This is a genomic window from Parafrankia irregularis, assembly GCF_001536285.1.
Classification (GTDB): domain Bacteria; phylum Actinomycetota; class Actinomycetes; order Frankiales; family Frankiaceae; genus Parafrankia; species Parafrankia irregularis.
Genome location: NZ_FAOZ01000012.1, coordinates 14,027 through 31,969, shown reverse-complemented (window position 1 = coordinate 31,969; position 17,943 = coordinate 14,027). Strand labels below are relative to the sequence as shown.

Here is a 17,943-nt window from a genome sequence, read left to right as displayed (position 1 = left end):
GGCAAGCCGGCGGCCTGGCGTCCCCTGGCCGTGTTGCGTGAGGTTCACACCGGTTACCGGAGCCGAGGACGTGTCCGCGGTCGCGCCCACCGCCCCTGTGGTGCTGAGGCTGCGTGGGGTGCGGCGGACCTTCGACGCCGAACTGGCGCCGGTCCGTGCGCTGCGTGGGGTCAACCTGGAGATCCGTGCCGGCGAGTTCGTCGCGATCATCGGTCCGTCAGGCTGCGGTAAGTCCACGCTGCTCAACGTCGTCGCGGGGCTGGAGACGGCCGACGAGGGAACCGTTGAGGTTGCCGGCGAGACGATCAGCGGGCGGGATCCGGACTGGACGGCCCGGTTCCGCCGGCACCATATCGGCGTGGTGTTCCAGTTCTTCAACCTGATCGACGGGGTGTCGGCGATGCAGAACATCGCGTTGCCGGCGGCCATCGCAGGGATGCGTCGCCGCGACGCGGAAGCTCGCGCACGCGATCTGTTGGACCTGCTCGGTCTGGGTGACCGAGCAGACCAGCTGCCGTCAGTACTGTCCGGGGGGCAGCGCCAGCGGCTGGCGATCGCGCGTGCGTTGGTGAACGAACCCGCCCTGCTGCTAGCCGACGAGCCCACGGGCGCGCTCGACAGTGACGGCGGGCTGGAGATCCTCGAGCTGTTCCGCCGGTTACACATGGACGGCCACACCATCGTGATGGTCACGCATTCGGCCGAGGTTGCGGCTGGCGCCGGGCGGCTGGTCCATATGCGCGACGGTGTGATCATCGATGGGCGGGCGGAAGATGCGGGTGCGAGCGAAGCACATGGCGACGACCGCGAGTAGGAGGATGGTCCCGTCGGCAGCGGTGATGTTGATGCCAGTGTGGGCGTTCCTGCGGCTCGATCTGCGACGGCGCTGGCGGTCGCTGGCCGTGCTCACGCTGCTGGTGGCGCTGTCCTGCGGTGTGGTGATGGCGGCCACCGCCGGGGCACGGCGCGGCGGATCGGCGGTGGACCGGCTGCGCGACTCCAATCTCGCCGCCACCGTGCTGGTCGCGCCCAGAACGCCTGGGTTCGACTGGGACCGGGTGCGCCGGATGCCAGGGGTGGAGGCAGTCGGCACCATGCTGCTTACCGTCGACGTCCGTCTCAATATCGAGGGGGTCGAGACGCTTGACGGCGAGGACTACTGGTACCCGATCGGTGACGCCGAGCTGACCCGGACCGTCGAGAGGGCGGTGGTACTCGCGGGCCGACTCGCCGACCCAACGCGGGTGGGCGAGGCGATGGTCACCGAGTCGTTCGCCGAGCGCCATCACCTGAGGGTGGGCGACGCGGTCACCGCCCGGCTGTTCACACCCGGGGAGACCGACCTGTTCCTCTCGGGCAAGGCACTCCACGCCGCAAGCGGTCCGCGCCAGCCGCTGCGGATCGTCGGCGTGGTGCGCTCACCGGCGGTGAACAACTTCACGCACCACAGCGTGATCATGACGACGGTGTCGTTCACCGACGCCTACCGCGCGAACCTGTTCGGTGCGGGCGGGCACCGGGTCGACTTCGCCGCGGTTCGCCTCGCCCAGGGCGAGGCCGGTCTCCCCGACTTCCAGCGTCGGCTCGCCCAACTGAGCCAGCAGGACGACATCCAGTTCCAGAACCTGGTCGAGGAGGCACGCGACGCGAAGGGGATCACCGGTTTCGAGCGGAACGCCCTGCTGATGTTCACGCTCGCCGCCTTGGTCGCCTCCGCTGTTGTGCTGGGTCAGGCCGCCGCCCGGTATGCGACGGCGGCCACCGCCCAGCTACGGGTCCTGCTGATGCTGGGAATGACCCGGGTGCAGGCGACAGCGGCCGCGGCGGCCGGCCCCGCCCTCGCCGCGGCGGCGGGAGCCGTCGCGGCGTCCGCGGCCGCGGTGGCCGCTTCGGCCGCGTTCCCGATCGGCACCGCGGCCGACTACGAGCCCGCCCCGGGACGGCATGCTGATCTGGCTGTGCTCGCCGGGACCGCGGTCATGGCGGTGGCCCTCGTCACGGTCGCGGCGGCACTCACCGCCTGGTCGGACTTCGCCAGGAAACCGGTCGCCGCCACACCCCCCCGGTCGATGGTCGCCGACGCCGTGTACCGGCTGGGTCTTCCGGTACCGGTCCTCATCGGTGCCCGGTTCGCCCTCGAGCCCGGTCGGGGACGCGCCGCGGCGCCGGCCCGGTCGGCCCTGATCGGCGCCGTGCTCGGCGTGCTCGGGGTGCTCGCCGCGCTCACGTTCCACACCGGCGTCGCAGATGCCGCGGGCAACCCCCAGCGGTTCGGTCGTACGTACCAGATCGAGGGCTGGGTCGGCTTCAACGGAACGGACTTCGCGCCAGCGCGGGAGGTCATGGACGCGTTCACAGCTGATCCGGACGTTGTCGCGGTGAACGACACCCGGGTCGGTGTGGCCACGGTGAACGGGCTACCAGTCCACGTCTTCGCCCACCAACCGGCGGTGGCGGGCCGGCTGTTACCGGTCGTGACGCTCTCCGGCCGGATGCCGGTGGCGCCGGATGAGATCGCGCTGGCCCCGCAGACCGTCCGGGAGACCGGCGCGCAGGTGGGTGACACGCTCACCTTCGCCGGAACGGAACGGGCGCCGATGCGGCTCACCGGCGTCGCGCTCGTGCCCGACGGGGGGGTCAGTTACGCGAAGGGCGCGTGGACCACGGGGGACGGTTACCAGGCGCTGTTCCCCGGCGGTTCCTTCACCTACCACCAGCTCCACGTATCGCTGCGATCCGGCGCGAACGCCCAGGTGGTCTCCCAGCGGATCTCGGCGGTGCTCGGCGGGCAGAACACCGCAAAACTCGGTCCGGCCGACATTCCCCGGGAGGCCCAACAGCTTCGTAACGTCCGCGGGCTGCCGCTGGCGTTCGGTGTTTTCCTCGCCCTGCTCGCCGTCGCCACCACCGGCCACACGCTGACGGCCGCGGTACGGCGGCGCCGACACGAGATTGCCGTGCTGAGCGCGCTCGGGCTCACCCGGCGGCAGAGCCGACTGATCCCTCTCGCCCAGGCGACCACGCTCACCCTCACCGGGCTGCTGTTCGGCGTGCCGCTGGGACTCGCGCTGGGCTGGACGATGTGGCGGGCGGTGGCGTCGACCATCCCGGTCCTCTACGTCCGGCCGGTCGCACAGCTCACCCTCGCTCTCGTCGTCCCGGCTACGCTGCTGATCGGCGGCCTGCTGGCCGCCCTGCCGGCCCGCCGCGCCGCCCGGATCGGCGTCGGAGAGGCCCTGCGTGCCGAGTGAGGGCGGGGCGGCCGTGGCCGTCGTCGCGGCCGTCGTCCTCGCCGCCGTCCGAGGGCCCGAACCGCCGGGCGTGATCGCCGCGCTGCTGAGTACCGGCTGGCTGGCGGTGACCGTGGCCGCGGCGCGCGCGGGTCGCCCCGGCCTCGCCCGGGTCGCCGCCGTGGTCACCGCTCTCCAGGCGGCGGTCGTCGCGATGCCTGCGTTGGGCCCACTGGTCGTCGTCGCCTGGGCCTGGGTCCTGCTGGCCCTCCCACACGGAAGGCTGGCGAGCACCGGCCGGCGGGCGATCGGCACTCTTCTCGTCGCCGGCGCGCTCGGTTGGTCGGCCGCGCTGGCCACCGCCGGCCTCGACACAGCCGCTCCCGCTGGTGCCCTTGCCGGGGCGATGGCTGGCTGCGCGGCGCTGACCGGCTTTGTCGGCGCGGCCCGCGCGGATCAGCAGGCGCGCTGGACGCTGTTGTGGGCAGCCGCCGGAGGGCTGATCGCGGTCGCCTGTGCCGGTGTCGCCGGTGCCCTTCTCCTCCTGGTCGGCACCCCGGCACGGCCGATGTTGCCGGCCCTGGCCGGCACGCTGGCGCTTCCGCTCGGTCTCGCCGCAGGCGTCTGGCCGCGAACGGCAGGGCTGGCCCCCCGGGCGTTGTCCGGGGCATTGGTCGTCGCCGGGCTGACCGTTCTTGCCGACATCGTCTACCTGGTCATCGTGATCGGTCTGGGCCACCGGCCGGTCGGCGGCGAGCGGACCGTTCTCGGGCTGTCCCTGGTGGCAGCCCTGGTGACGGCGGCACTCGCCTGGCCGGCCCGGGCGCGCCTGGCCGACGCCGCCGAACGGGCCCTGCGCAGCGTGAGACCGTCCCCGCAGGAACTGCTCACCACCTTCAGCGCCCGGATGACCAGAGCGGTCCCCATGGACGAGCTGCTGCTCCAGCTCGCCGAGCTGTTACGGGCCACGATGGGGCTGGCCGGAGCCGAGGTGTGGACCGGAACGGAGGCGATCCTGGCCAGGACGGTCTCGGTGCCAGAACGGCCGCCGGCAACCATCGAGCTCAGCGAACGGCAGCGGACCGTGGTGGCCCAGGCCCGGGCCGCAGGCACCAGGTGGCTCGCGATCTGGATTCCCGACCTGCTCACAGGTCCAGCCGGCACCGGCGCTGCCACCAGCGCAGGTGCGGCCGAACGTGCCCCGGGGCACTCCGGCGTCGCTGTGCCCGCCGACAGTGCGGGCGCCGGCGTCGAGCTGGTGCGAGCGGTGCCCGTCACACACTTCGGGGAGCTGCTGGGACTGCTGGTGGTCCGGCGGCCGCCGACCGGGCCCCCGTTCACCGCCCAGGACGACCGCATCCTCGCCGAACTCGCCCGTCCGGTGGGCCTGGCCCTGCACAACATCAGCCTGGACACGGCCCTGCAGGCGTCCCTGGCGCAGTTGCAGGAGCGTAACGCCGAGCTGCAGGCATCCCGAGCGCGAATCATCGGCGCCGCCGACGCCTCCCGCCGGCGGATCGAGCGGGACCTGCACGATGGTGCCCAGCAGCATCTCTTCGGCGTCTCGGTGAAGCTCGGCATGGCCGAGCAGATCATCGCCGCCGACCCGACCGTGACCGGGCAGCTGCTGGCGGAGCTGCGCCGTGACGTGCAGACGGCCACCGCGGCGCTGCGTGAACTGGCCCACGGCATCTACCCACCGCTGTTGCGCGACCACGGCCTCGCCCCCGCGTTGCGCGCGGCCGCGGCCCGCTGCCCCCTGGAATGCTCGGTGGAGGTGACCACTGCCCGGTATCCGTCCGCCGTGGAGGCCGCCCTCTACTTCTGCTGTGTCGAAGCGTTGCAGAATGCCGCCAAGCATGCCGGGCCGGGCGCGCGGGTCCAGGTGCGGGTGGATGCCGACGGCGAGGATTTCCGGTTCTCGGTATCCGACGACGGCGCCGGCTTCGACCAGGCAGCCGTCGGCGGCCACGGCTTCGTCAACATGCAGGACCGGCTGGGGGCGATGGGTGGCACGCTGAAGGTGGTCTCCGCACCCGGCGCCGGGACCATCGTGCGCGGCCTCATCCCCCGGGCTACCTCCGAAGGAGCTCCAGCAGGATCGCAGGCGTGAGCTCATCCTTGCGGATGTAGCCGGCGGCGCCACAGTCGTCAGTCCCCGGTGGCAGGTCGTCGGCCGCATAGCTCGACATGAGCAGGACATTCACCGTCGGATTGCCTGCGACGATCCGCCTGGTCGCCTCGATCCCGTTGATACCGGGCAGGTAGACGTCCATCAGCACGACAGCCGGCCGGATCCGCTGGACGAGGATGACACCTTCCTCGCCGGACGCCGCCTCGGCCACCACCCGCCAGCCGGGCACCATCCCGACCAGGGCACACGTAATTCCCCGGAACAGATCCTGGTCGTCGACGACGAGCACCGCGACCGCACCGCCCTCGCCGTTCACTGCCATGCGTCCGATGGTGCCGGCCGGGTCCGGCCCGGTACAGGGTGCTGGCACGACTCGGCGCAGCGGTAGGACAGAGCCACCGCTGCGGTGCCGTTTCAGGACGCCGCTTCAGGGCCCGGCGGCCTGTTCCTCCGCAAGGTAGATGAGGACAGCCTTCACACGCCGGTTGACATCCGGCTCGTTGGTCAGCCCGAGCTTCGCGAAGAGGGTGTTGATGTGTTTCTCCACAGCCCTCTCAGTAAGAAAGATCGAGGCGCCGACCGCGGCGTTGCTCTTTCCCTGCGCGATCTGGGACAGGACCTCCCGTTCCCGCGGGCTGAGCGAGGCCAGCACTGATGTCCGGGTGGACGTCCGGGCCGTGACCAGCGCCTCCACCACCACCGGGTCCACCACCGAACGACCGGCGGCGACCGCGCGCACCGCATCGGCCAGGTGCTGCGGCTCGCCGACCCTGTCCTTCAGCAGGTACGCCCGGCCCGCGCTGCCTCCTTCGAACAGGCTCAACGCATACTCCGGGCTCGCGTACTGGGAGAGCACCACCACCCCGATCCCGGGATGGCTGGACCTCAGGTGGGAGGCGGCACGGATGCCCTCGTCCGTGCCGGTCGGCGGCATGCGCACATCTGTCACCACAGCGTCCGGCCGCTCGGCCTCCACCATGGCGAAAAGCCCCTCCAGATCGCCACACGATCCGACGACGGTAATGCCGGGCTGAAGCTCCAGGAGCCGGCCCACACCCTCACGCATCAGCAGAGAGTCGTCGGCCAAGACCACGCGTAACACCACCCCACCAGCTTAGTGAGGCGGCCACCCACACCACCTGGTCGACCGGCCGACACCCTCGGCGGCTTTTGAACATGTGGTGTGCCAGGCACCGTCGGCGCGAGGGAGATGTACACCTGCGCCAGTCGCCACACGGCCAGGCCGAGAGGAGCAATCCCCGGGACTCCCGATCAGCACCCGCGTACCGAGGCCCTCTCAGAGGGGAACCTCCAGCCAGACCCGTCGGCTACAGTCCTCGCGCTAGCACCCCGGCCACGGCGAGCGTCAAGAACATCGCGGCGGCGAATGCCCCACCGCCGGCCATAACCGCGCTGGGCAGGCTCGCCCCGTCCAGCCGAACCAGCATGCCGGCCACCAAGGCGACGATCAGAGAGACGGTGGCGCACAGCGCCACCACAAGAACCCGGACCACAACCGAGTCGGCAGGCATGGACACCGCAGCTCCTTCGGACGCACCACCCCATTTGGGTGGCGGTCAGTACCTGCGGGACCCGCTTCACTCATACCGACCTGCTCACGCATCTGACAAATCGCGAGCAGGCTGCAGCTCACCTCCGTGACCAGGAACGTAGACGAGCGTAGCCACCGAACGTCGATCGTCTGGGGGACATCTCCTCGGCGCAGTGTTGACGAGTACGAGCTCCCGCCGCCTGCGGTTCGTCCTCCCAACCAGACCGCCGCGAGCCGCAGGTCTCGAAAGTGCCTGCGCAACAGGTAAAACGGCAGTAGGGGGTGGCGGCTGGCCGGCTGCTGCATTGCGCGCTTCGCGGTGCCCGATGCCCTCGACACGGCCTCGCACCTGCAGGGGCGAAGTCCACCGAAAACGCGGCTCCGGCTGTCAGGAAGGACTTGGTGCCCCTGAACGATGCACGTGATCGGCTGGACACGGCTTAGCGGCTGCCGGTGGCGTCGACGATCCAGGAGAAGTCCCCGTTGGCGAGGCCCTCGCGCCATTCCGCGGGCGCGCGGCCCATCAGGGTCTGCATATCCCAGTAGTCCTTCCAGAGGGCGATCACACCGTCCTGGACGACCTGCACCGACAGGCAGGGCAGCACGATTTCCTCGCCCGAGGCGAAGCGCCAGATCTCGTGATGCTCCGTCATCACCGTGTCGCCTTCGCTGACCATCCTGATCTGATCGTTCTCAAAGGCGGTGAGGCTGTCCAGGACGGACTTCGCGCGAGCGACGATGCCTTTCGGCCCTTTGGCCGCCAGGGCGGGCCCTGCGGGCACGTCCCAGTACACGGAGTCGTCGCCGAAGAAGACGTGGAGGTGCTCCCAGCCACGGGCGAAAAGTGTCTTCCAGAACTCCGCTACAAGCGCCTCGGCGCTCGTCGCGGACGGGGCGTCGGTCATGGTCGGCTCCTTGTACGGTGCAACGGTACGGAAAGGGCTGCGGGCGTCGCCGTGTTCCGTCACCGGACCCCGGTGGCGTCATAAAGCCAGGACCGGTCACGTCCGAGGTTCGCGATCCAGGACGGGGGCGCCTTCGTGAGGAGGGCCTGGAGGTCCCAGTAGTCTTTCCAGATGGCGATCACACCGTCGCGTACGACCTGCACCGAGACGCAGGGGAGCACGATCTTCTCCCCACCGGCGAACTGCCAGATCTCCGCGTGCTCGGTCATGACCGTGTCCCCGGCGGCCACCGTCCGAAGATGATCGTTGCCGTAGAAGACGAGGGCGTCGAGGACCGACGTGGCCCGGGCGATGATGTCCTCCGGGCCTCTGGCCGCCACGGTCGGGCCGGTGGGCACGTCCCAGTAGACGGAATCCGGGCCGAAGAACGTGCGCGCGCGCTCCCAGTCGCGGGTGTACATCGCTTCCGTGAACGCGGCGACGATCTCCTTGGGGGTCGCGAGCGCCGTGGTGTCGGGCATGGTCAGCTCCTTGGTGCCGGCCGGCGGAAGGATGGTGGACGGCTAGCGGGCGGGGGATGGGGCGACGTCCGGCTCGGCGCACACGTCGACGGGAATCGCGGTGATGTGGGACATGCAGCTCACGGGATCGAAGGCCCCCGGTCCGCGCGGTGTCAGGACGTTCACGTTCGCACCGCCACGCCGCTGGGCCACCGGCATACCGGTCGTGCCCGCATTGCCGAAACCGTGGGTCATCGCCACCACGCCGGGGCGCAGCCGCGGATCGAACTGCACCTCGGCGGCCAGCGCGCCCCACTCGTTGCTGACCGAGACCCGTGACCCAGGGGTGAGACCGAGGCCGGCGGCATCCCGCGGGTTCATCCAGAGCGGGTTCGGCCAGTCGCCGGGGCGTTTCGTCGGCAGGTTTCCCATGGCCGAGTTCATCGCGTCCCGGGTTCGTCTCGTGACCAGTTTGAAGCGCCCGGGATCCTCTGCCTGGAGCTCCTCGAACAGGGCGTGCCCCCGGGTGAGAGTCGAGCCGAGTGCCTCAGGCACGCATTCGAGCGGGCCGTCGACCCCCAGCCGTTCCCGGGAGCGTTCGGCGCCGTCCTCATGCAACGGCACGACTCCACCCGCCGTGCGCAGCGCGGGCACGTCGAGGCCCTTCGGGGCGAGCGCCCGGTCGAACAGCAGGGGCAGGGCATCGGTCGCGGCCGGGTCGAGCAGGGGGGTGCGGCCCATCGCCTGCAGCAGCTGGCCGAGGATGCGCCACTCCTCGCGCTGCTGCGCGTCCGCCTCGACCACGGCCGGCGTCCACTGCAGGTAGGGCTCCACCTGAATGCCCTGGACGAAGGTGTTGAGATCCGGTCGCTCGAACTGGTCGGTGGCCGGGAGCACGAAATCGGCGAGCTCACCGGTGGCGTTGCGGTAGAGGTCGATCGTGACGAGCAGGTCCAGCGACCTCAGTGACTCCGTGAGCTGGGGGCCGCCGCCGACGCTGAGCGCCGGGTTTCCCGCCACGACGACCAGCGCCCGCAACGGCTCCTCGTCCGCGCCGATGAACTCGGGGAGCAGGGCGGCGGGAAGCAGACCCATCGCGCGCCGGAAGTCACCCCATTCGGTCGTGCGGAACGAGGCCGCGGTCCGGTCGACGGGTCCGAAGCGTGCCCCGATCCCACGGGCGGGGAAGTAGTTCCCGCCGGGCCGGTCGAGGTTTCCCGTCAGCAGGAGAAGCATCTGGACGAGCCAGTAGGCGAGAGCACCTTGGCGGCCCATGTTCAGGCCGGTGGACACATGGATCGCCGCGGACCCGGCGGCCGCGAAGTCCCGGGCGAGCTGTGCGATGACCTCGGCGGGAAGGCCCACGACGTCGGCCACCGCGTCGGGTGAGTACGGGGCGACGAACGCGGCGACCTGCTCGGCACCGGTGACCGCCCCCTGCGCGGCACCCGTCCGGAAACCCACCGTGCGGTGGATCTCATGCAGGATCGCGGCGAGCAGGTACGGGTCGCTGTCCGGCCGGATCTGCAACGTCGGGCCGATGTCCGGTTCGACGTCGACGGGGTTCACGAACACGACCCGGCCGCCGCGGTCGCGAATTCGCCGCAGCTCCACGACCGGGTTGGCGACGCTGATGAAAGACGACTTGCTGACCCGCGGGTTCGAGCCGATCACGAGAAGCAGCTCGGTGCGCCTGAGATCGGGGATCGGGTTCGCGCTGGGCGAGCCGTAGAGCAGCTCGGCGACCGCGTACTTGTTGGAACAGTCCTGAGTGGCGGCGGAGAAGACCCGGTCCGTCCCCAGCGCGCCCGCGAAGTGCCCCGAGGCCGCGCTGCCCAGGGCGTTGAACGCGACCGGGTTCCCGATGTAGATGCCCGCCGCCCTCGGGCCGTGCTCGGACATGGCGTCCCGCATCCGCGCGGCGATCTCCGCCAGGGCTTCGTCCCACGAGACGGGGACGAAGCGGTCGCCTTCCCTGCGTAGTGGTACCCGCAGCCGGTCCGGGTCGCGGTGCAGGTCGATGGCGCGAAGTCCCTTGTTGCACGCGGCGCCGCGGGTGACAACGTGATCGTGGTCCGGACGGAGACGGACGAGGTGGCCGCGCTCGACCGTGGCGACCGTTCCGCAGCCGGCCTCGCAGAGCCGGCAGTAGGTGCGGACGGTGCCGGCCGGCCCGTCGAGCAGCCCGGCCGCGGTGCCTGTGCGCCCATGGAGGTGAGAGGACTCAGGATTCATGGATCACCAGATCGTGCATGGCGGCAGACTCGCATGGTTGAGACATGCACCACAAGGGTTGCACTATGCAACCATGCACGCAAAAGTACCGCCATGGCCCGTCCCTCGCCGCAGACAGACAGAGTCGTGGCGCTCATCGAGCTGATCGCGCTGCGTCCGACCGAGGGCGTGACCCTGGCGGACGTCACCCGCGGCCTCGGCGTGAACAAGTCCACCTGCCACTCGATGCTCAGCGCCCTCACCTCGGCAGGCTGGCTGCTGCGTGACCCGGTCCGCAAGCGCTACTGCCTCGGCCCGGGTCTGGTCGCGGTCGGCCGGGCGGCCGACGACGGGTTTCCCGCGCTCGCCTTCGCCCGGCCCGCCATGGCAGAGCTCAGCGCCGCCGCCGGTGCGAACTGCCTGGTGCTGACCATCGGCCGAGATCAGATGACCGTCGTCGACGAGGTTCGCCATCCGCGGGCCGCGGCCGGGGGCCTGCGGGTCGGCTCCACGGTCCCGCTCCGTCCACCGTTCGGGACCGCCGTCCTCGCCGGCGACGACACCGACCGCTGGCTGGCGCAGGCGCCGGCCGCGCACCGCGAGTACTACGCCGCGGCGTTGGCCTCGGTCCGGGCGCGGGGCTACGCCGTCGAGCTGGCACCCGCGCCCACCGAACAACTGCGTCGCCTCGCCAGCCGCCTCGGCCTGCCCGGGCTGTTGGAGCGGCTCACGGAGGAACTGACTGGCGATGACCACTACCTGGTCCAGGATCTCGAGCTCAGCCGTGAGTACGACACGACCTCGATCAACATCGCGGTACCCGGCCCGGGGGCCCAGCCCGTCCTGTTGCTCGGCCTGACCTGCCTGCCGGCGCCGTTGTCGGGTGCCCGCATCGCCGAGCTCGGCAGCCGGCTCATCGAGGTGGCCGGCCTGCTGAGCACCGCCCTGGCGGGGACATCCCAAACCGCGCGAGCCTCGTAGCACAGTCACCGGCGTACGCAGGCAGCTGCCCGGTCAGCGGTTCTGCCAGGCTCGGCGCCGTCGCCGACGAGGTTACGGAGTTCCTGTCGGGTACGACGTCCGGTGTGGTCGGTATTCGACTCTGGAAAAGGGTTCCCTGGCCGACGAAATGATTTCGGGGAACGGGGCCCGTAGGTGGCGGGAGTGGCTGTCAGTAGCCGATGACCTCGCGGACCAGGACCACCGTGCCGCGCTCCGGGAACGCCTCGCGCTCGAGGATCAGGATGCGGCCGATGAACGAGCCCTGGTTGTATTGTTCCCGCAGCCGCTGGTCTTCGCGGGGCAGGCTGTAGGTGCGCAACCGGCGCAGTCCGGTCTCGAGGTCCGCGACGATTTTCTGCGCGCCGACGACCCAGTAGGCGAGCTTGGCTCCGGAGGCGTAGGGAGCGAACTGGCTGCCGCTGGCGGAGGCGACGAGCAGGCGTCCGTCCTCGGTCACCGCGTGGACGCTGCCGACGACGACGTCCGGGGTGGCTCCGAGCCGGATCGTCTTCCATACGTCGTCCGTGGAGGGTGGGCCGGCCTGGGCGCGAACGGAGACGTAGTCACCCGAGGTGTCGATGTCCGCGGTGATCCCTGAGAGCTCCAGTGTCTGGCTGGACGCGGTGAAGATCTCGCGGTCGCGGGGGAGGAGCTGGCCGAGCAGGGTCCGGGCGTCGGCGGCGGTGTCGACGATGTGGACGACGAAGCCGTTGTCCCGCAGCGCGGTGGCCGCGCGGTTCAGGGCCGCCTCGTCGGCGGGTACGGAAAAGGCCTCGTCGAGGGCCGGTGCTTCGACAGTCATGTCTGATCTTTCTGTGGGTGGGTCGGCGTTCCGGGTGGGGCTCGTCATATTCTTGATAGCGACCAGGCTGCTCCGGAAGACGGCACTTTTTTCTGCCTTGGTTACCTGGAGGGAACTGTGACGACTGGCGCCGCCGACGAGACCGACCACCAGCGGATCGCGGCCGTCCTGGCCGCTCGTGGCGAGGATGCCTGCCATGTGCGGGAGGTACTGGACCGCATCGGTGACAAGTGGTCGATAGCGGTCGTGCACAAGCTTGCCGACAGCCCGCGGCGATTCTCCGAGCTGCGCCGGGACATTCCGGGTATCAGTCAGCGAATGCTGACCGCGGCGCTGCGTGGCCTGGAACGGGACGGATTCGTCGACCGGACCGTGCACGCGGCGGTGCCGCCTCGGGTGGACTATGCCCTCACTCCGCTGGGACGTGACCTGTTGGACAGCACCTGGCCGCTGATGAACTGGGTCCTGGGGCACACCGACGACATCAGGGCCGCCCGCCGGGAGTACGACGCCCGGTGAACCCCGGCGAGGTCGGCCCGTCGCGGACGCGGCGATCGGTCTCGCGTCGTTTCTGGCCGAGCACGTCACGGCGGTCCGACCCTCAGCTGACGTGGCCTCCGTGGAGCAGGCCGCCGTTGTCCCGCCAGACGCTGTTCGAACAGGTACCCGCGGTCAGGTGGTCAGTCCGACCGTGGCGGTGACGATCGTCCACCGGTGCGGATGCGTCCGAGGGACTGGCTGCCCCGGCCCTCGAGCCAACCTGTCGCCGTCATAAATGCCGCACACTTTCTCCTTGTTCTTGATCGCTAGTAGGCCGTACACGGATTATATATGGTCCGGCTCTTCGTGATGTCGAGCTGAATGCGCATCCGGCGAATAGACATGTAATGGATGGGTGTCGGGACGAAGAAAAGCAGGAAGCGGCCCGCTGGCCGTCCTGGCTCCGGGCAGAGATCGGGGGCTGGCGGCCCGCGCGCCGACCCGGACTGGCCGACCGTTCTCGCGCACCTGCGGGCCCGGGCGCGGCGTGGCGAGCGCGCCGGACGTCAGGGCGATGACGACCGGGTGGCGCTCTCGGCGGCGTCGAAAGCGGGCGCGAGTGGGGCCAGCGCACTGCGGAGCAGGTCGGGCAGCGAGCCGGAGGGTATGAGCAGTCCTGTGGCGCCGGCGCCTGCCGTGCCTGAGCCCTGAAGCCACTCGTCGAGCGCGATGCGTACGGCCGTGGCCACGCTCGCCGCAAGAACGCGGGCGGTGCGTGCCTCGGCGTCGCCGAGGCGCTCAGTGATCACAGTCGTAAGAGGGGCCTCGATGCCGGTGGTGGTGTCGAGGAACGCCTCACGCAGCGCGGTCCGGGTGGTGATCAGCAGCAGTGCCGCATGTTCGTCCTCGCGGGTGTTCGTGTACTGCTCGACCACCGCCTCGGTGACCGCGGCGGCCAGGTGCACCTCGGCGGGCCGGGCCGCCACCGCCGCAGCGATCCGTGCCTCCCGGTCCGCCGTGACGGCGGCGACGATCGCCTGCTCGCGGCTGGCGAAGTAGTTGTTGTACGTGCGGGGCGAGACCCCGGCCGCTTCGGCGATGTCCTCAACGCGCACTCCGTCCGGTCCGCGCTCCACGGCCAGGCGCAGGGCCGCCTCGCGCAGCGCCTCGCGCGTGGCCTGCTTCTTCCGCTCTCGCAGTCCCGGTGGTGTTGTCACGATGCCAGCCTTCCACAGATGACTGCGCGTACGCAAATTTGCGTGCGCGCATTTTTTCTGCGAGTCTCGGCTCCACCGCGACCGATGGAAGGGATGACGCCATGCGAGCCAGAGGAATGACCTACGACACCGGACTCGTCACACACGGCCGGATCTCCCGCGAGCACCTCGACCCCGTGGTCGTGCGACGCGAACTCACCGTGATCCGCGACGACCTGCACTGCAACGCGGTCCAGATCATCGGCGGCGACCCGGGCCGCCTGGAGCTGGCCGCCGGCTGCGCCGCCGAGCTCGGCCTGGAGGTCTGGTTCTCGCCCTATCCCCTGGAGCTGGACCCACAGCAGATCCTCGCGCTCTTCCGCGACTGCGCCGAACGCGCCGAGCGGCTACGGAAGCAGGGCGCCACAGTCGTGTTCGTCGCCGGTGTGGAGCTGAGTGTGATGAACCGCGGCTTCCTGCCGGGCGACAGCCCGGAGGAGCGGGTCACGCAGCTCATAAGCGATCCCGAGCGGCGAGCGCACGCGATGTGCGAGCTCGGCGTGCGCATCAACGCCTTCCTGCGCGACGCCGCGGCAGCGATCCGCGAGCGCTTCCAGGGAAAGCTGACCTACGCGTCCATCCAGTTCGAGCAGGTCGACTGGGCCCCCTTCGACTTCAGGACATTCGAGCTGATCCGCTCCGCGGAGGTCGCCGACCGATTCCGGGAGGGGGTGCGTGCCCTGGCGCGGGGCCCGAAGCCGCTGGCCCTGACCGGCTTTGGCACCGCGGCCTACCGCGGCGCGGGGGACCGGGGCGGGCGGGTACTGGAAGTGGTCGAACACGACCCGCACACCGGGGCCCCGGTGCGGCTGAACGGGATGTACGAACGCGACGAGGCCGGCCAGGCCGCGTACCTCGACGAACTACTGGAAATCTTCGACACCGAGGGTGTGGACAGCGCATTCGTCTATCTCTTCGCCCTGGCTGGCTTCCCCTACCGCCCCGATGGCGACCCCCGCGACGACCTGGACCGCGCCAGCCTTGGCATCGTCAAACTCCTCGAAGGGCGCCAAGGGCGTACCTACCCCGACATGGAGTGGGAGCCCAAGGAGGCCTTCACCGCAGTGGCGCGGCGGTACCGGTAGTCGCGTGCCACCTTCACCGTGATCGCAACGCTGAACCACGCGAAAGCCTCGGAGAGCGCGGCAACACGGACGTGCACACACTCGTGACGACTCCGTTGCCAGTCTGTTCGAGCCCGGGCTGGCGCCCTGACCTTCACGCCCTCCGCGTGACCGAATTTGGCAAGGGAGTCGTCACGCGGAGAGGACGTCAGGCGATCGCGGTTCCGGGGCCGGAGGAGCGCTCACGTCGGCGTCGTCCGCTGCGGGGCCGGGCGTCGTCTCCCGCAGCTTCAGATAGACCGCACGAACGGCCAGAACCCGGCTGATCTCCTTGAGGACGGAGTTGAAATACCGCTGCCGGTACTCGCCGTCGGTCATCGACGAGACCGCGAAGTACATGACACTGAAGCCGGCGAGCAGGGCGGACACTTTGACGGTCTCCACCGATATGCCGGGCAGGAGGTCCCGGGGCGCCGCACCGATCCAGCTCCTGGCGGTGGGGCTGGTGATCGTGATCAGGCCGAGAAGCCCGAAGAACAGAAACACGCCCACGCCGACCACGGTGGCCCGGATCAGCTGGCGGGAGGCCAGAACCAGCAGAATGTTTCGCACTTCGGCCCGCTGGAGGCGGGTCACCTGCGCCAACGGCGCCAGCTCTGCCGCGACCGGTTCAAGAGGTGTGCCGTGGCACGCCCGCTCCAGCTCCGGGGTTGACATGGAAGTCTGCAGATTGTCCAGCTCCTCGCGCAACCGGGCACGGATGGCAAGCACGATCACCGCCGCGAACAGGACGAACAGGAAGCCGAGGCGCCAGCGAGACAGATGCTGGGTCAGCCCCCATATATCGGAGGTGAAGAAGAGGAAGGCCGTCAGGAACAGCACGGCCGGCAGGGCGTGTCCCAGCAGGCCGAAGCTGTTGCGAAGATCGCCGGCCACGTGCCGGAGCGCATGCATGAACAGCGCCACCAGCCCGTACCGGGTGGAGATGTTCGCCACCCCGAACGCCACAGCCAGGATGACGAGCTCAACGATCACGATCCCAGTGAGGTCGCCGGACTGGAACTCCTCGGGCCGGGCGGCGGCGTAAACCGTGGCCGCCAGTGGGGCTGCCAGGAAGTATGCACTCACCAGAATGACTGCCAGCCAGGTCGGTACAGGGGGCGGCGGGCGACGCCCGATACGGGTCACGAACAGCCACAGCGCGGTCGACAGGAGTACGGAGAAAGCCAGCGTGACGCGCCAGTCGGCTCCGAGGAAGTCCTCGAGCGGTTCTTCCGCGGTCACCACGTCGACAAAGAACAGGAAGGGGAACATCCGGGCCAGCGTGTGGCTGCGGAACCCCTGCTTCGCAATGAATTTTGGTAACGCCTGACGAAACAGCCACCATTCGGTGCGTCGCAGCATTATCGCCCGTTCCTGGTCCACCATGGCAGCACCCTCTGAAATGGATTGAAGTGTCGTCCCGCGATCCGGATCCCGGTGATTCGGCGGTCTTGCCTGCCGCTAGTGGCTGTGCGGGGCGGAACTCATCGCGGGTTCCCTGCTTCGTGGTTGTGCTCTGTGTAGAGGCGGATCTCGATGCCGTCCGGGTCGTGCAGGCCGATGAGAACCGATCCGCTGCGGCCGGTGACCACCCCGCCGTGCGGCTCACCGAGGTCGTCAAGGCGTTGCTCCCAGGTCCGCAGGCAGGCCCCGTCGGGCACGCCGAGGGCGATCGGGTCGAACCCGGCGAGCGCGGCGGCCCGTGTCGCGTCGGCCCGGATGGCCAGCTCCACCGTGCCGGACGGGTCGCGCAGCGCGAGGCCCATCAGTACGCCGTCCTCGACGAACTCCAGCGCGACCTCGAAGCCGAGCACCCGCTGATACCAGGCGCGGCTGCGCGCAATGTCCGCGACCGGGAGTTTCACGTGATGAAACCCGCGTAGTTGGCCCACGTCGGTACCCATGCAGATCCCCTCCAAGATGTCTGCGACCGAACTCTAGAGTCAGCTCTAATGTTTCGTCCAGCGTAGAGTGCAGCGCGTGGCGGACGATGTCAAGAGCGTGGCGAAGCGCGGCGCGCGCCGCGGGGAGCAGGCCCGCGCCACCCGGCGACGGATCGTCGAAGCGGGCCTGGACCTGTTCCTGCGGCAGGGATACGCGGCCACCCGGTTGGACGAGATCGCCGCCCAGGCCGGTGTGGCGGTCCAGACCGTCTACTTCCACTTCGGCAACAAACGCACCGTGCTCAAAGAGGGCGTGGACATCCTCGCGGCCGGCGACGACGAGCCCGCCGCGGTGCTGGAGCGGCCCTGGCTGGAACGGATGCGCGAGGAGCCCGACGCCCGCAGGGCCCTGGCCATCTGGATCGCCAACAGCCGGGCGATCTTCATTCGTATCGCACCGATCATGCGGATCGTCCGCGACGCCGCCGGTACCGATCCGGACATGGCCGATCAGTGGGAGGCCAACCAGCGGCAACGCCTCACCGCCATGCGCGTCCTCGCCGAACAGCTCGCCGCCAAGCAGGGCCTACGCGAAGGACTGACCGTGGACGAGGCCACCGACATCTTCTTCGCCCTGAACAGCGTCGAGGTGTTCCACCTGCTCGCCGACTGTGGCTGGACGCCGGACCGGTGGGAACACTGGATCGTCGACACCCTCACCGCGACCGTCCTGCGGTAGGACTCTGTCAGGCGTCGTCGGACGAACGGGGCAAGACGACGACGCTGGAAGCGCTCGCCCGTGAGCTGACCGCGACCGGCCGGTAGGCCGCGCTGCTGTTCTCCTGCGAGGCCGGGCGGGCGTGGGAGGACGACATCAGC

The 17,943-nt window shown here is 69.9% G+C and carries 17 protein-coding genes; 7 read left to right on the top strand and 10 right to left on the bottom strand.

The window, feature by feature from the left end; translation table 11 throughout:
• Positions 1 to 70 precede the first annotated feature (70 nt).
• From AWX74_RS19370 to AWX74_RS19360, 3 genes are read left to right on the top strand one after another with little or no spacing between them, the layout of a single operon-like run.
• The gene (locus AWX74_RS19370) at positions 71 to 814 is read left to right on the top strand and encodes an ABC transporter ATP-binding protein (protein ID WP_242666319.1); all 744 of its coding nucleotides are present in this window, start codon (positions 71 to 73) and stop codon (positions 812 to 814) included.
• Between the two features lie 31 nt (positions 815 to 845).
• Complete coding sequence (locus tag AWX74_RS19365; protein ID WP_226930933.1) at positions 846 to 3,251, top strand: ABC transporter permease; 2,406 nt, start codon at positions 846 to 848, stop codon at positions 3,249 to 3,251.
• Entirely contained in the window at positions 3,241 to 5,343 is a 2,103-nt protein-coding gene (locus tag AWX74_RS19360) for a sensor histidine kinase (protein WP_091278711.1), read from the top strand. The genes AWX74_RS19365 and AWX74_RS19360 overlap by 11 nt, the downstream gene beginning before the upstream one ends.
• Here the strand turns inward: AWX74_RS19360 and AWX74_RS19355 are convergent.
• From AWX74_RS19355 to AWX74_RS19330, 6 genes are all read right to left on the bottom strand, one after another.
• Positions 5,306 to 5,686: a response regulator gene (locus tag AWX74_RS19355; protein WP_091278709.1), complete on the bottom strand. Its 381-nt coding sequence runs from the start codon at positions 5,684 to 5,686 to the stop codon at positions 5,306 to 5,308. The genes AWX74_RS19360 and AWX74_RS19355 overlap by 38 nt on opposite strands.
• 105 nt (positions 5,687 to 5,791) lie before the next feature.
• Positions 5,792 to 6,457 carry a response regulator transcription factor gene (locus AWX74_RS19350; RefSeq protein WP_278184641.1) on the bottom strand — a complete coding sequence of 222 codons (666 nt, stop codon included), beginning with the start codon at positions 6,455 to 6,457 and terminating at the stop codon, positions 5,792 to 5,794.
• Between the two features lie 235 nt (positions 6,458 to 6,692).
• Positions 6,693 to 6,896 (bottom strand): hypothetical protein, encoded by a 204-nt coding sequence (locus tag AWX74_RS19345; RefSeq protein WP_091279017.1) that lies wholly within the window; start codon positions 6,894 to 6,896, stop codon positions 6,693 to 6,695.
• A 460-nt stretch (positions 6,897 to 7,356) separates the two neighbouring features.
• Complete coding sequence (locus AWX74_RS19340; RefSeq protein WP_091278705.1) at positions 7,357 to 7,821, bottom strand: nuclear transport factor 2 family protein; 465 nt, start codon at positions 7,819 to 7,821, stop codon at positions 7,357 to 7,359.
• A gap of 59 nt (positions 7,822 to 7,880) precedes the next feature.
• Positions 7,881 to 8,342, bottom strand: a complete 462-nt coding sequence (locus AWX74_RS19335) for a nuclear transport factor 2 family protein (protein ID WP_091278703.1) — start codon at positions 8,340 to 8,342, stop codon at positions 7,881 to 7,883.
• 42 nt (positions 8,343 to 8,384) lie between these two features.
• Positions 8,385 to 10,556: a molybdopterin-containing oxidoreductase family protein gene (locus AWX74_RS19330; RefSeq protein WP_091278701.1), complete on the bottom strand. Its 2,172-nt coding sequence runs from the start codon at positions 10,554 to 10,556 to the stop codon at positions 8,385 to 8,387.
• A gap of 126 nt (positions 10,557 to 10,682) precedes the next feature.
• On the opposite strand from AWX74_RS19330, the gene AWX74_RS19325 reads away from it, so the two are divergent.
• A complete protein-coding gene (locus AWX74_RS19325) occupies positions 10,683 to 11,516 on the top strand; it encodes an IclR family transcriptional regulator (protein ID WP_207550371.1) in 834 nt (277 codons plus the stop codon).
• Between the two features lie 190 nt (positions 11,517 to 11,706).
• Here the strand turns inward: AWX74_RS19325 and AWX74_RS19320 are convergent, their stop codons facing one another.
• Positions 11,707 to 12,339, bottom strand: a complete 633-nt coding sequence (locus AWX74_RS19320; protein ID WP_091278699.1) for an LUD domain-containing protein — start codon at positions 12,337 to 12,339, stop codon at positions 11,707 to 11,709.
• Between the two features lie 117 nt (positions 12,340 to 12,456).
• On the opposite strand from AWX74_RS19320, the gene AWX74_RS19315 reads away from it, so the two are divergent.
• Entirely contained in the window at positions 12,457 to 12,858 is a 402-nt protein-coding gene (locus AWX74_RS19315; protein WP_091278697.1) for a winged helix-turn-helix transcriptional regulator, read from the top strand.
• Between the two features lie 527 nt (positions 12,859 to 13,385).
• Here the strand turns inward: AWX74_RS19315 and AWX74_RS19310 are convergent.
• Entirely contained in the window at positions 13,386 to 14,036 is a 651-nt protein-coding gene (locus AWX74_RS19310) for a TetR/AcrR family transcriptional regulator (RefSeq protein ID WP_091278694.1), read from the bottom strand.
• 101 nt (positions 14,037 to 14,137) lie between these two features.
• Between AWX74_RS19310 and AWX74_RS19305 the strand changes: the two genes are divergently transcribed.
• Positions 14,138 to 15,160, top strand: coding sequence for a hypothetical protein (locus AWX74_RS19305; protein ID WP_226930932.1), 1,023 nt, complete (start codon positions 14,138 to 14,140; stop codon positions 15,158 to 15,160).
• A 171-nt stretch (positions 15,161 to 15,331) separates the two neighbouring features.
• Here AWX74_RS19305 and AWX74_RS19300 read toward each other — a convergent pair whose 3' ends face one another.
• Both AWX74_RS19300 and AWX74_RS19295 read right to left on the bottom strand, forming a co-directional pair.
• Entirely contained in the window at positions 15,332 to 16,543 is a 1,212-nt protein-coding gene (locus AWX74_RS19300; RefSeq protein ID WP_165615690.1) for a hypothetical protein, read from the bottom strand.
• Between the two features lie 122 nt (positions 16,544 to 16,665).
• Complete coding sequence (locus AWX74_RS19295) at positions 16,666 to 17,085, bottom strand: VOC family protein (protein ID WP_091278684.1); 420 nt, start codon at positions 17,083 to 17,085, stop codon at positions 16,666 to 16,668.
• A gap of 76 nt (positions 17,086 to 17,161) precedes the next feature.
• Between AWX74_RS19295 and AWX74_RS19290 the strand changes: the two genes are divergently transcribed.
• Positions 17,162 to 17,803 carry a TetR/AcrR family transcriptional regulator gene (locus tag AWX74_RS19290; protein ID WP_242666318.1) on the top strand — a complete coding sequence of 214 codons (642 nt, stop codon included), beginning with the start codon at positions 17,162 to 17,164 and terminating at the stop codon, positions 17,801 to 17,803.
• Positions 17,804 to 17,943 lie beyond the last annotated feature (140 nt).